This window comes from Onishia niordana, assembly GCF_004798965.1.
In the GTDB taxonomy this organism is placed as follows: domain Bacteria; phylum Pseudomonadota; class Gammaproteobacteria; order Pseudomonadales; family Halomonadaceae; genus Onishia; species Onishia niordana.
On sequence record NZ_SDSD01000001.1, the window covers coordinates 364760 to 378487 of the forward strand.

At 63.9% G+C, this 13728-nt stretch carries 14 protein-coding genes; 8 read left to right on the forward strand and 6 right to left on the reverse strand.

Annotation, left to right across the window (positions count from 1 at the left end; all coding sequences use genetic code 11):
- Positions 1-150 precede the first annotated feature (150 nt).
- On the reverse strand, positions 151-942 hold the full coding sequence (locus ETC27_RS01580; RefSeq protein WP_136253230.1) for a maleate cis-trans isomerase family protein: 792 nt from the start codon (positions 940-942) through the stop codon (positions 151-153).
- 509 nt (positions 943-1451) lie between these two features.
- On the opposite strand from ETC27_RS01580, the gene ETC27_RS01585 reads away from it, so the two are divergent.
- The 8 genes from ETC27_RS01585 (at position 1452) to ETC27_RS01620 (ending at position 8591) form a co-directional block, all read left to right on the forward strand.
- The gene (locus ETC27_RS01585; protein WP_136253231.1) at positions 1452-2552 is read left to right on the forward strand and encodes a protein kinase family protein; all 1101 of its coding nucleotides are present in this window, start codon (positions 1452-1454) and stop codon (positions 2550-2552) included.
- Positions 2553-2599: 47 nt separating this feature from the next.
- Positions 2600-3877, forward strand: coding sequence for an ABC transporter substrate-binding protein (locus ETC27_RS01590; RefSeq protein WP_136253232.1), 1278 nt, complete (start codon positions 2600-2602; stop codon positions 3875-3877).
- A gap of 4 nt (positions 3878-3881) precedes the next feature.
- On the forward strand, positions 3882-5579 hold the full coding sequence (locus ETC27_RS01595) for an ABC transporter permease (RefSeq protein ID WP_136253233.1): 1698 nt from the start codon (positions 3882-3884) through the stop codon (positions 5577-5579).
- A gap of 68 nt (positions 5580-5647) precedes the next feature.
- On the forward strand, positions 5648-6295 hold the full coding sequence (locus ETC27_RS01600; protein ID WP_136253715.1) for an ATP-binding cassette domain-containing protein: 648 nt from the start codon (positions 5648-5650) through the stop codon (positions 6293-6295).
- Complete coding sequence (locus ETC27_RS01605) at positions 6292-7002, forward strand: TIGR04283 family arsenosugar biosynthesis glycosyltransferase (RefSeq protein WP_240724754.1); 711 nt, start codon at positions 6292-6294, stop codon at positions 7000-7002. Before ETC27_RS01600 ends, ETC27_RS01605 begins: the two co-directional genes overlap by 4 nt.
- Entirely contained in the window at positions 6992-7657 is a 666-nt protein-coding gene (locus tag ETC27_RS01610; RefSeq protein ID WP_136253234.1) for a TIGR04282 family arsenosugar biosynthesis glycosyltransferase, read from the forward strand. Before ETC27_RS01605 ends, ETC27_RS01610 begins: the two co-directional genes overlap by 11 nt.
- 107 nt (positions 7658-7764) lie before the next feature.
- On the forward strand, positions 7765-8388 hold the full coding sequence (locus ETC27_RS01615; protein WP_136253235.1) for a sigma-70 family RNA polymerase sigma factor: 624 nt from the start codon (positions 7765-7767) through the stop codon (positions 8386-8388).
- Positions 8385-8591, forward strand: coding sequence for a zf-HC2 domain-containing protein (locus ETC27_RS01620; RefSeq protein WP_240724755.1), 207 nt, complete (start codon positions 8385-8387; stop codon positions 8589-8591). The genes ETC27_RS01615 and ETC27_RS01620 overlap by 4 nt, the downstream gene beginning before the upstream one ends.
- Before the next feature lie 16 nt (positions 8592-8607).
- On the opposite strand, the gene ETC27_RS01625 is transcribed toward ETC27_RS01620, so the two are convergent.
- The 5 genes from ETC27_RS01625 to ETC27_RS01645 all read right to left on the reverse strand — a co-directional run bounded on the left by ETC27_RS01625 (position 8608) and on the right by ETC27_RS01645 (position 13588).
- Positions 8608-9072, reverse strand: coding sequence for a DUF302 domain-containing protein (locus ETC27_RS01625; RefSeq protein WP_168709005.1), 465 nt, complete (start codon positions 9070-9072; stop codon positions 8608-8610).
- A gap of 90 nt (positions 9073-9162) precedes the next feature.
- Entirely contained in the window at positions 9163-9834 is a 672-nt protein-coding gene (locus ETC27_RS01630) for a haloacid dehalogenase type II (protein WP_136253236.1), read from the reverse strand.
- 172 nt (positions 9835-10006) lie between these two features.
- Positions 10007-10960, reverse strand: a complete 954-nt coding sequence (locus ETC27_RS01635; RefSeq protein ID WP_136253237.1) for a cyclodeaminase — start codon at positions 10958-10960, stop codon at positions 10007-10009.
- Between the two features lie 34 nt (positions 10961-10994).
- Entirely contained in the window at positions 10995-11993 is a 999-nt protein-coding gene (gene eutB, locus ETC27_RS01640; protein WP_136253238.1) for a hydroxyectoine utilization dehydratase EutB, read from the reverse strand.
- A 191-nt stretch (positions 11994-12184) separates the two neighbouring features.
- Positions 12185-13588: an aspartate aminotransferase family protein gene (locus tag ETC27_RS01645; protein ID WP_136253239.1), complete on the reverse strand. Its 1404-nt coding sequence runs from the start codon at positions 13586-13588 to the stop codon at positions 12185-12187.
- Between the last annotated feature and the right edge of the window lie 140 nt (positions 13589-13728).

Consider the following 13728-nt stretch of genomic DNA (forward strand, 5'->3'; position numbering starts at 1 on the left):
GTATTGCCGGCGACATCGCCCCGTGGCCCCGGCCAAACCGTTAACCCTGCTCCCCACCTGTCTCACAACATAGTCAAGATCGGCCTCATCCGGTTCACTATCGCTAGAGGCCGATCTCTCAAGGGCCGGAATACGAAAAACCCGCCTCTTTTAAACGCCGGTCAGCAAGCGTCCAAAGCCCTCCTGGCAAGTCGGCCGCCCAGCGATCCAGCGGGCATGCCAGTAAAGCGCTTGATTACTCGAGATACAGGGTACGCCGAAGCGCTGCTCAAGCTCACCGAGCACATCCAACGCACGCAGGTTGGTGCACGGCAGTACGACTGCATCGACCGGCCCCCCGACCTCCAGCAAGGTGGCCACGGCATCCCCCAGGCAGGCGGGATCGATCGCCGGTATATCCGGGTCATGATCGAGGCGAAAGCCGCCAATCGCCGCCACCTCAATGCCTAACGCCGAGAAGGCAGTGAAAAACGCATCATCGACTGCTCGCACATAGGGCGTGAGTACCGCAATGCGGCGCGCTTCGAGGGCTTGAAGGGCGGCGCGTATGGCGAGCCAGGGATGCGTGACGGCGACTTCCGCTCGCACCGCATGCAGGCGCTCGGCGATCGGCACGTCTCCTATCAAGAGTCCTCCCGAGGTACAGCCGAAGACCAGCGTATGCAACGGCAATCCCGGCACCAGGGTCGCGGCGGCTGGGGTAATGCCCGCTTCCAGAGCCTTGAGTGCCTCGGGTGTCACCTCAGCGCGGGTCGGCATACGCGTGCAGAAGAGCTCCATGTCATCACCCACCAGTCGATGCCAGTCTCGCTCCAGTGTGTAGTCGGTATCGAGCAGGACCAGGCCGATGCGTAACAGCTCCGGCCGGGCGTAACGCTTGAAGGAGAGCGCTCGGTCATCGGCGGCGGGAGAAAGCGAGGACACGGAGGATACAGGCGACATGGCGAGGTCCAGAAATCGGGGGTGATATCTTCACCCTAGTCGCTGCATAGAACACAGGCCTGCTTGATTCTCGCCCATCGCCACCCTTGGCGGATTAAGGCGTCTCGAAGGTGGCCTAATAGGCACGATCTTGATCAACCCCGTGGCAGCTATAGGCCACGCCAGTGTTACTGAGACCCGCGCTCTGGAAGAGCGCTCTACCCAGGGCAAACAGCGCCTCGGGATTGTCGACATCTTCCTGATACCCCGGGGTATACTTCTCGAATCATTTCACCGCACAAGGATGCTTGGCGCTTGATCGCGATACGTAGAACTTGGTCGCTCATGCATGGCGCGGCTAACACCTGACTGGCGATATTTTTTCCTGCACAGAACAAAACCTCTTATCAAACATCTACTGATACATGCCGTGGCGCTGGGGTAAGGTCCTTACACACCGTTGCTGTAAGGTTTGCAGGCGACAGACGACCAAACCAGGATACTCATCCTTTTTCTGACCCGAGGCCACTATGCTCGAGACGGACACCGCCGCCGCGACACAGACCACCGCGGCCCTGAAGGAGCCGCTACGAAAGGCCCTTGCAGCATCACGCCTCGACGATGATCTCCTGTCGCTGACCCCGATGGCCGACAAGGGCCTGGCCCACGCTCATCTATGGCTTTCCCGCCAGAATGGCGAGGACTGGGTCGCACGACTGCCCAAGCAGAGCCAGATGCGCCTCGCCGTTGATGACAATCTCGCCTATCAGGCCGCCTGTTTCACGCGAGCGAGTCGCGGCGGGCATACCCCAGCGCTAAAGGCGGTACTGCCTGCAAGTGATGCCTTGCCAAGAGGCGGGCTTTTGGTCTCGGCGATCCGCGGGCGCTCGGCGCGGCTACCCGGAGACCTGCCGGCGATTGCCGAGACCCTGGCCAGCCTTCATGCCCAACCACTGCCGGCATCCGCAGAGCGAGCGCCCTTACTGGCACCGACCGACCCCTGGTCAGCCATGCTCACGGAGCTTCACGAACAGGCCGCCTATCTTGACCAGGCACAGGTTGCGCCCGACGTGCGCCGTCAACTCCTTGAGGATCTGGCCGCACTGACACAATGGTGCGAGCAAGCCACGCGGTCCGAGCCCGCGCTGATCAGTTTCGATGCCCATCCCGGCAACTTCCTGATACAGGATGACGGTAAAGCGATGCTCGTCGACCTGGAAAAGTGCCGCTACAGCCTCCCCGGTTTCGATTTGGCCCATGCCAGCCTCTATACCTCGACCACCTGGGATACCCAGAGCCATGCCGAGCTGACCCTTGCCGACGTCCGCGCCTTTCACCGTCACTGGGCCGCCGCCATGGCCAAACGCGGTGCCCACATCAACGCCGACGAGCTGCTGCAGTCCCGTCGGGCCATGTGGTTGTGGTCAGTGACATGGTGCGCCAAATGGCAGGTCGAGCAGCAAAGGGCTCGCGACGCCGCCTCACGAGGAGAAGACTGGTCGGCAGAACTGAGCGATCCGGCGCTGATCGCCCATGTCGCCGACCGGGTCGAGCACTACCTGTCGCCATCCATCGTTGCGCATGTCCGCAATGAATGGCGGGCGCTTGCTGACAATAGCGGCCTTGCCTGACGCCACGCCCTATTACTCTGTACGCTAAATGAAAAAGGACTCTCGCCATGAACCGGATCGCCCCCCTCTTCGCCCGCCTGCGGCCCCGAACGCGTGCATTCAGCCGCTCGCTAGCCACCATCGCCCTGGCCGTCACCGCCCTGCCGAGTCTTGCCCAGGACGCTACACCGACCATCGGCGACTCGAACCTGAAGAGCTGGGCCGCTATCGAAGAGGCCGCCAAGGGACAGACGGTCTATTGGAATGCCTGGGGAGGCGATAACCGCACCAATGAGTACCTGGCCTGGGTCGCCGACGAGCTCGAAGCACGCCACGATATCGAGCTTGTCCACGTCAAGCTGAGCGACACCGGCACCGCGGTCTCGCGGGTGATCGCCGAGAAGGCCGCCGGCAACCTCGACGAGGGTGCCATCGACCTGATCTGGATCAACGGCGAGAACTTCGCCGCCATGAAGGACAACGACCTGCTGTTCGGCCCCTTCGCCGAGGCCCTGCCCAACTACGCCCTGACGCGCCCTCAGAGTAACCCCGAGGTGCGTGTCGACTTCACGGTACCTACTGGCGGTTTCGAGGCCCCCTGGGGCAAGGCGCAGTTGACCTTCTACTACGACAGCGCCCGACTCGAGACCCCACCAGGCGACATGGCTGAACTGCTCGACTGGGCCGAGGATAACCCTGGCCGTTTCACCTATCCGCTGGTGCCTGACTTCACCGGCAGCACCTTCCTCAAGCAGGCCTTGATTGAACTGACCAATGACACCGCGCCGCTCTATAAGCCGGTCGAGAAGAGCGACTTCGCCGCCGTCACTGCCCCGCTGTGGGACTACCTGGATGCCCTGCATCCGCACCTGTGGCGTGATGGCCGCCATTTTCCGGCCAGCGGCCCGGAGATGAAACGCCTGATGGGCGACGGCGAGCTGAGCATGGCCTTCACCTTCATCCCCTCTGAGCCGGCCGCGGCGGTGGCCGATTTCCAGCTGCCGCCGACCACCCGCAGCTACGTGCTCGATGGTGGCACCCTGGGCAACGTGCACTTCGTCGCCATTCCCTTCAATGCAAGCCACAAGGCAGGCGCACTCGTCACCGCCAACTTCCTGCTCTCGCCACAAGCGCAGACGCACAAGCAGGACCCCGCCGTATGGGGTGATCGCACGGTGCTCGACCTGGATGCCCTCGACGAAGAGGCTCGCGCGGCCTTCATCGACGATCGTGACAATCCGGCCGCCCTGCCTGCCGAGGCCTTGTCGAAGACGCTCCCCGAGCCACACCCGAGCTGGATGGAGCGCCTCGAGGAGGCCTGGCTCGAGCGTTACGGCAGCCAGTAACGCAATGGTGTTCTTCTCACCGACCATCCGGGCCCTGCCCTGGGTCGCCATTGCCCTGCTGAGCCTGCCGGTGGCCGGCGGGCTGGCCGGGGTCTTGGCCCCGGCACTGGGTTGGTTACCGGCGCTGGGCGGCCACGAGCTGACCCTCGAGCACTGGCAGACCCTCGCCGCAACGCCTGGGCTTGCCGACATGGTGCGTCTGAGCCTGACCACCGGGCTCGCAAGCGCGCTTATCTCGCTTGCCATCGTGATGCTGTTTATCGGCGCCTTCGCCGAAACCCGCGCCCTGGCGTTGGTGCGCCGCCTGCTATCTCCCTTGTTGGCGGTCCCCCATGCCGCCGCCGCCATCGGCATCGCCTTCCTGCTGACGCCCTCGGGACTCGCCAGCCGGCTGATCTCGCCCTGGCCCAGCGGCCTTGACACACCGCCGGACTATCTCTTCCCCGGCGACCCCTGGGGTCTGGGGCTCATCCTTGGGCTGGTCATCAAGGAGGTGCCCTTCCTCTTGCTGATGAGCCTTGCTGCCCTGCCCCAGTGCCAGGCGCAGTCACGCCTGCGGCTGGCACGCTCGCTGGGCTACGCGCCGCTCACCGCCTTTGCCAAGGCGGTGCTGCCGGGGCTCTATCCGCTGATTCGGCTACCGGTCTATGCGGTGATCGCCTTCGCCTCCGCCAATGTCGAGGTCGCGATGATCCTCGGCCCCACCACCCCGCCCCCGCTGGCAGTGGCGGTGGTGCGCTGGATCAACGACCCGGACCTTACGATGCGCTTCGTGGCCTCGGCGGCGGCCCTGCTGCAGCTCGGCGTGACGCTTGCGGCCCTCGGGCTCTGGTGGCTTGGCGAGCGACTGGTCGCAAGGCTCACCCAAGCCGCCCTGACCGACGGTCGCCGCCACTCGGGCGACCGCCTGTGGGCTGGTGCCGGCGGGCTCACTACCCTGCTGGCCGTGGCGCTGCTTGGCGGCAGCCTCGTGGGCCTGGTGCTGTGGTCGCTGGCCGCCTGGTGGCCGTTCCCGGCCACACTGCCGAGCCCCTTGAGTCTGCATGCCTGGCGTGGGGCGATGCCGGGTCTCAAAGAACCGCTTGCCCAGACGGCAGTGATCGGCCTAGCGGCCACCGGGCTTTCGCTGGTGCTGGCGATCGGCGCTCTGGAGGCCGAGCACCTGCGCGGCCGTGGCATGGCCGCCTGGGCGGAACTGGTATTGTATCTGCCCCTCGTCGTGCCGCCCGTCGCCTTCCTGTTCGGTCTCGTGCAGCTGCAGGTCCAAGCAGGGCTGGCCCCGGGGGCAATGGCGGTGATACTGGCCCATAGCCTCTTCGTACTGCCCTATGTGTTCCTGTCGCTGTCGGAAAGCTACCGGCGCATCGACCCGCGCTGGGCGCAGGTGGCGGCCGGTCTCGGCCACTCGCCGGCGAGCCGTTTCATGCGAGTGCGCCTGCCGCTGCTCACGGTACCGATCCTGACCGCCGCCGCCGTCGGTTTCGCGGTGAGCGTCGGCCAGTACCTGCCGACCCTGCTGATGAGCGCCGGGCGCCTGACGACCCTGACCACCGAGGCGGTCAGCCTGGCAAGCGGCGGCGATCGCCGGCTGGCTGCCGTCTATGCGCTGATGCAGCTGCTGCTACCCGCCCTGGCCTTCGCCCTGGCACTGACCCTGCCGCGCCTGCTGATGCATCGCCGAAGTGGAGTGCTCAACCCGTGACCCTTCTCGATTCCTTTACCTCTTCCAGGGCCACCGAGCCTCGTGCCGAGCGCCCAATCAATACCGAGGTGGCAAGCAATGCGGCACTGATCCTCGAGGATATCCGCATCGACCAGGGCGACCGCCCGCTGGTGTCATTGGATGCGCGCATCGCCCCCGGCGAGGTCTTGACGCTGATGGGCCCCTCCGGCGTCGGCAAGTCAACGCTGCTGGCCTACATCGCCGGTTTTCTTGCACCCGCCTTCCGAGCCCGGGGCCGCGTTCTGCTCGATGACACCGACCTCACCCGCCTGGCGCCGGAAACGCGCCACCTGGGACTGCTGTTCCAGGATCCCTTGCTGTTTCCCCACCTGAGTGTCGGCGGCAACCTGGCCTTCGGTATGCCACGCGAGGGAAGCCGGCGGGAGAGACGCCGTAGGATCGAGGCGGCGCTCGAGGAAATTGGCCTGGCCGGCCTCGCCAAGCGCGACCCAGAGACGCTCTCCGGTGGCCAACGTTCGCGAGTGGCCCTGATGCGGGTGCTGCTCTCGCGGCCCCGTGCCATGCTGTTGGATGAGCCCTTCTCGAAGCTTGATGCCTCGCTGCGCCACGAGATGCGCTCGCTGGTCTTCGCCCGGGTCCATCGCCTGGGCCTGCCAACGTTGATGGTTACACATGATGCCGCCGACGCTAAGTCCGCCGGCGGCCCCGTCATCGAGCTAGGAGGCGCTTCTTGACGACAACCGTGTCCACGCATCATCGCAAACGGCTGAGCATCATCATTCCCACGCTGAACGAGGCGGAGAGCATTGAGCGACAGCTGACCGCTCTGCTGGGTCTGTGGGTATGCGGCGTCGAGATCATCGTCGTCGATGGCGGCAGCCAGGACGCTACCGTGGCGCTTGCCCAGCGCCACGCCAGCCGAGTGATCACAAGCGAACCGGGGCGGGCACGACAGATGAACCTGGGCGCCCGCGCCAGCTGTGGCGAACAGCTCTTGTTCTTGCATGCCGACACTCACCTGCCGTGCCGCGCCGACCGGAAAATTGCCCAGGCCCTCGAGGGTTCGCGGTGTTGGGGGCGCTTCGACATTCAACTTTCAGGCGAACAAAGCATGCTGGGAGTCATCGCCATCTGCATGAACTGGCGCTCGCGACTTACCGGTATCGCCACCGGCGATCAGGCGCTGTTCATGACACGTGCCGCCTTCGAGGCCGTGAACGGCTATCCCGACCAGCCCCTCATGGAAGACATCGAGATCAGCAAGCGCCTGAAGCAGCTGTCACAACCCGCCTGCCTGCGCGCGAAGGTCGTGAGCTCGGGGCGACGCTGGGAGAACGACGGGCTTTGGCCCACGATGCTGCTGATGTGGCGGCTACGTTATCGCTACTGGCGAGGCGAGGATTGCCATCAATTGGCCGAGGAGTACCGTCATGCCCGCTGATCAGCCCCCCGATGGCTTTCCCCTGGCCATCCTCGCCAAAGCACCGGTCACAGGGCGCGTCAAGACCCGGCTGATACCGACCCTTGGCGCCGAGGCCGCCGCCCGACTGCACGAGCAATTGCTGCGCCAGACCCTGTCGGTGGCACTCGCCGCGACCCCCGCTCACCGCATCGTGCTATGGACCGCCCTTAAGCATGATCATCCTCTGTTTCTTGAATTAGCCGACTATCACGGCATTAATCTGCGCCCCCAGCCTGAGGGGGATCTGGGGCTGCGCATGTTCACCGCCCTCGCCGCCATGGAAACACCAGGGGTACTGGTGGGCAGCGACTGCCCGGCCCTGACACCGGCCTTGCTCCGCGACTGTCAGGCGGCCCTTGGCTGCCATGACGGTGTGCTGCTGCCGGCGGAGGACGGCGGCTATGCGCTGGTGGGATTGCGGACGCCGCAAAAGGCATTCTTTCAGGATATTGCCTGGGGCAGCGATCGGGTGCTTGACCAGACACTGGCCATAGCGAAAGCCCTGGGCTGGCGCCTCGCCCGGCCCGCCGAGGTCTGGGACATCGATCGTCCCGAGGATGTCGTCCGCTGGCAGGCCATGACCGGCGAACAGCACGACGGCGACACCGCGAACAGGGCACCCGGCCGGCGGTAAGATCTGCGCGACTGAGCACACTTAGTCTGGCAGAGCGAACATGCATCGCCTTGATCTTTCTCCTCATCGGGTCATGATACGAAGAGCTATCGACGACAGGTGATGCCATGACGGCGGCAACAACGGACGACCCCCATGCACGGATGCAGCGCCTGGCAGCGGTAAGGCCACGGCTGGTGTCCTTCGCCCGACTGCAGCTGAGAGAGCCGGCGCTTGCCGAGGATGCGGTGCAGGAGGCGTTGGCCACGGCCATCGAGAAGGACGCCGACTTCGCCGGGCGTTCAGGCTACGAGACCTGGGTCTTCGGCATCCTCAAGTACAAGATCCTCGATGCCCTACGCGCCCAGCGACGCCAGGGCAGGTGGCAGCCCTTCGACGACGAGAGCGATGACGATGCCATCGATCGGCAGTTTCAACAGAGCGGACATTGGCAGGTTGCCGCCCGCCCCTCGGACTGGGGCGACCCGGAAGCCACCTTCGCCAACGAGCACTTCTGGCGGGTCTTTGACACCTGCATGATCGCCCTGCCCGACAACATCGCCCGCGTCTTCTCGCTGCGCGAGCTGATGGGGCTCTCTACCGCGGATATCTGCAAGGAGACCGGACTGAAGGAAAACAACTGCTGGGTGATCCTGCATCGTGCTCGCCTTCGACTGAGGGCCTGCATCGAACGCGGTTTTCTCTCCCAACACGACCTTTCCCAGCACGACCTCTCGGAGCATGACCAATGATCAAGATGATGATGTGCAGGGAGGTCACCAAGCTGATGTCCAAGCGCCTCGACGCCCCCCTGAGCCTAAAGGAGCGCCTCGTCTTGCGCGTTCACCTGAGCATGTGCCATGCCTGCAGCGAGTGTGACAAGCAGTTCCAGCTACTCCACCAGGCGGGGCAGCACTACCAAGACAGCCCGGCAGATGATCACCGGACGACGTGAGGGTCGCCGTCGTCGCTCAGGGGCTGGCGGCTTCTTCTGCCAGGGATTCGAGAAGGTTCGACACCTTATCCAGCGGCAACTCACAGTCGGTCAACTGATGTCGCTTGGCCAGGTAATGTGGGGAGTTCCATTCAAGACGCGTACCGGCATCACGCTGGCGGAGTACCATCTTCTGTGGCAGATCCAGCGCCATGCTGCCCTGACACTGCATCATCGGCGTACCGGCCTTGGGATTGCCGAATACGAAGGTACGGGTGGGCGGCAACGCGAGACCCGCCTGCTCGGCATTGGCCGCATGATCAATGACCGTAAACAGGGTCAGGCCCTTACTGTCCAGCGCCTCCCGCAATCCCTGATCGACAGACTGGATATCCTTCGAACTGTCCATAACCTCGATGCCATCGGCCCTTTCCTCGGCCAAGGCGATACCGGACAGGCTGAAGAGGGTCACGGCGACGAGCGCGAGTCTTGACGTGGTCATGGTGCTATTCCTTTCGGTTTGAACCCTTCCTGTGGACAGGGCCGACACCGAGAAGTGCGGAACCCCGACGATAGGGTACGCCTTATTGCTTTACCCCATGTGATCGCTAAGCGCGAACAGATCCGTCACGGTGATATCGGGCTCGCCCCCCCAGGCGTCGAAGGGCGCCTCGGCGCTCCGACGTATCCAGGCGGCATGCAGGCCGGCATGGCGTGCCCCGATTACGTCGAAGGGATTGCTCGAAATCAACCAGGTGTCCTGAGCCTCGCTTTCCGTGCGATCACGCAGGTGCGCATACACGGCGGGGTCGGGCTTGAAGCGCTTGATCTCGTCGACGCTGATGATGTCGTCAAAGTGCTCACGCAGTCCGGCCTGACCAAGTAATTCCTCGACCGCATCACGGGTGCCGTTGGAGAAGGCGACGCAGGCGACACCGGCCCGGGTGAAACGCGCCAGCGCCTCGGCGACCTCGGGAAAGGCCGGCAACTTCGCGTAGGTCGCCATCAGGCGATCCATCTGGCCTTCGCTCAGGCCGGTATTCAGGGCGCGGTCGGTAAATTCCAATGCCTGCCGAGTGCAGTCGGAGAAAGGCGCATAGGCGCCCATCAGGCCCCGCCGAAAGCTGTATTCCAGCTGCTTATCGCGCCAACGCTGGGAAAAGGCCTGAGCCCGCTCTCCCAGGGTGTCTTCCAGTTCGGCAATCACGCCGTGGGTATCAATCAGGGTGCCGTAGACATCGAAAGCCAGTACGCGTTTGCTCATGTTGCCTCCTTGTCCTGGGTCCTTTGAGACGATCCTATGAAACGATTCTATAAAGCGATATTAAAAACGGTCTAGGGAACGGTAGCGACAACGTTCGGCAATTGGCTGAGGTGTCCTAATGAGCATAGTGGTCGTGATCAGGGGTGGCGGCAAGAAGTCAAAGGTCATACGCTCAGACAAGCCGGCGCAGGGCGAAGTCAGCGATGGCGGTATCCTGTACCCCGGTTCCGGTAAGGTCGCAAACCGTGATGGTGGCAGGCGACAGCCGCAGCCTCAGGCCCTGAGCCACGACCGAGCCCAGTTCGAAGACCTTGAAGGGCAGCTCGCCACCTTCCCCGCCATCCGCGAAGGCCTTGAGCTCACCGTTTTTGACACTCTGGGGGCGGCTATCGCAGACAAACGCATCGGCACGAGTCAACACGCTAGCCTCCAGCTCACGCTTGTGCGGACTATCAGCCCCCATGGCGGTGACATGCACGCCCTCAGGCAGGTCAGCCGCGGTAAGAATCGGCTCATGTGACGAGGTGGCGGTCACGATGATATCCGCCTTTGCGCAGGCCGCCCGGACACTGTCATGAACGCTCACCGAAAGCCCCTTGGCACGCAGCCGCTCGGCGTATTCCTGCGCCGCCTCTGATCGACGCGCCCAGACATCGACGGCCTCGATATCCCGCACCAATCGCAGCGCCTCGATCTGGCGTTCGGCCTGCTCGCCGGCCCCCAGCACTGTCACGCGACGGCTGTCTTCACGGGACAGATGCTTGGCGGCTATAGCGCCAGCCAAGGCCGTGCGCAGCATGGTCAGGTACCCCTCATCGAAGAGTACCGCCTCGACCAGGCCGGTATGAGCCGAGAACACCATCATCAGGCCGTTTAGGCTCGCGAGCCCTTGTTTGGGATTATCAAAGAAGCCCGAGCTGACCTTGATCGCAAAGCGGGAAAAGCCGCGAATATGCGCGGTCTTGACGTCGACTTCGCCATTGGCCTCCTCGATGGACATGGAAAGAATCGGCGGCTGTACCGCCTCACCACGCCCTAGCGCCGCGAAGCCGGCCTCCACGGCGGCCAGGGCATCCTGATCCAGCGTCACGGCCTCGCTGATCGCCGCCCGGTCGAATAGCTGCATGCCTGCCTGCCTCCTGATGAGCCGGTGAAATGATTCAGCGTGCGACGAGACGCCGGGCATGATCAAGCGTCTCGAGGGACACGCCATTGCCGGAGACAATCAGCACAACCGTCTGCCCTCGAATGTCGATGTTGTGCTCCACGATTGCCGCCAGCCCCACCACCGCGGCACCTTCGACCAGCATTTTTTCGTTCTCGAGCATATCGACCATGGCGTGGGCGATGGCCGCCTCGGAGACCTGATAGTGATCGTCCATCACCTCGTCGACCAGGGCAAAGCTGCAGCGGTTATTAAGCCCAATGCCGCCGCCCAGCGAATCGCCGAGGCTCTCGGCCTCCTCGACCGCCACCGGATGGCCGGCCTCGAGGCTCTTCCACATCGCCGCCCCGCGGCTGAGGCTGACCCCGGTCACCTGGACCTCAGGACGAATGGCCTTCATGGCCGCACCGATGCCGCCAAGTAAACCACCGCCGGAGAGCCCGACGAAGACCCGGTCGAGGTGGGGGGCATCTTCCATCAACTCGAGACCGATGGTGCCCTGGCCAGCGGCAATCAGCGGATCGTCGAAAGGCGGGATCAGGTTCATGCCCTCCTCGGCGACCAAGCGTGCCACCTCCTCGAAGGCCTGGTCCTGACTGACCCCAGCGCGAATAGCGGTGGCGCCTAGGGATTCGATGGCGGCGACCTTGTTGGACGGCACCAGGGTCGATAGGCAGATGGTCGCCGGCACGCCCAGGCGCGCCGCGGCGAACGCTACCGCCCGGCCATGATTGCCGGTAGACGCGGTGGTAACGCCGCGAGCCAGGGCCTCGCGGCCATGGCGTTCGATCAGCGCGGCGATCATATTGGTGGCGCCGCGCAGCTTGAAGGCCCCGGTGGGTTGACAGGTTTCGAGCTTGAGCAGCACCTCGGCATCGAAGCGTTGCGAAAGCGCCGCTGAGCGCACCAACGGTGAACGAACCACCTGGCCGGCAATGCGCTTACGGGCTCGGTAAAGCTCGGCCAGGGTGACGCCATGGAGGGAGCGAGACATGGGGCTTTCTCCGAGGTGGGGTGACGGGACCTTCGCCGGGACAAACACGAGAGCTAATACCCGTGTCATCACCAACACTAGCTCAGATCGCTCTGGCCAGAACCAGACGCGCCGCCCTTTTGGGCGGCGCGTCTGGCTTGCTGTCAGCGCTTAGCTGTCATGGCAAGCGAACCACTCGCTGCCGGCAGCGCTCAGCGCAGGTCGCCTGACTTGGTGAGTTCATCGGTCACCTTGTCCACGGCACGCTGGGTACGGGCGATGATCTCATCGACCTGATCACGGCTGGCGATCAGCGGTGGCGCGAAACCGAGGATGTCCCCTTGCGGCATGGCCCGCGCGATAAGGTTCTCTTCTAGCGCCGCTGCTGCGATGCGCGGGCCGACCTTGAGGCTTGGGTCGAAGTGGGCACGCTTGGCCGGATTGGCGGAAAACTCAAGCGAGGCCAGCATGCCCACACCACGAGCCTGCCCGACGATCGGATGGTCGCCGAAGGTGGCCTGCATCTGCTGCTGAAGGTAGGCACCGGTCTCGGCGGCGTTGGCGGTGAGGCCTTCGCGCTCGATGATCGCGAGGTTGGCCAAGCCCGCCGCACAGCCCAGCGCATGGCCGGAGTAGGTCCAGCCATGGCCGATCGGGCCGTACTCGCCGGTCCCCTGCTCAAGCACCTGCCATACGCGATCACCGACGATCACCCCGGACAGCGGCTGATAGGCACTGGTCAGGCCCTTGGCCACGGTGATCAGGTCCGGCTTGATGCCGTAATGATGGCTGCCAAAGTTGCTGCCAATACGACCGAAGCCGCATACCACTTCATCAGCGATCAGCAGCACATCGTACTTGTCGAGTACCGCCTGGATCGCCGCCCAGTAGCCTTCCGGCGGCGGCACGATGCCACCGGTGCCGAGCACCGGCTCGCCGATAAAGGCGGCCACGGTGTCAGGGCCTTCATCGAGAATCATCTCCTCGAGCCGGGTCGCGCAGTAGGCCGAGAATTCCCGCTCGGTCATGCCTTCCTGCTCGGCAGCACGGTGGTAATAGTACGGCGCTTCGGTGTGACGGATGGTGTCGATCGGCAGGTCAAAGTGATCATGAAACGCCTTAAGGCCCGTCAGCGACCCAGACGCGATGCCGGAACCGTGATAACCGCGCATCCGTGAAATGACTTTTTTCTTCTGCGGCCGGCCGAGCACATTATTGTAATAGCGCACCAGCTTGAGCTGAGTCTCGTTGGCGTCACTACCGGACATGCCGTAGTAGACCTTGGACATGCCGGGGCCGGCCAGTTCGAGAATCTTCTCGGACAGCGCGACCTGCGCCTCGTTGGAGTGCCCCACATAGGTGTGGTAGTAGGACATCTTCAGGGCCTGCTCGTAGATGGCGTCAGCCACCTCGGTACGCCCATAACCGATGTTGACGCAGTAAAGGCCGGCAAAGCCGTCGATGAATTCACGACCGTCCATGTCGACGATATTGATGCCCTGGCCGCCGGTAATGACCCGGCCCGGCGCATCGCCATGCGCGAAGTCACGCAGGTGGGTGGACGCATGGAAGGTGACCTTGCGGTCGCGATCGATCAGCTCCTGATGGGGACTCATGTCTTTCTCCTGATACTCCCCGGCATGAAGGGAGGGGTTTAGTGTTGCGTTGTTCTGGAATAGGGGGCTGGATTAGGTGTGCTGGATTAGGTGTGCTGCATGACGCGAGCAAGGTGCCCGCGAACACGCCATGAACCCAT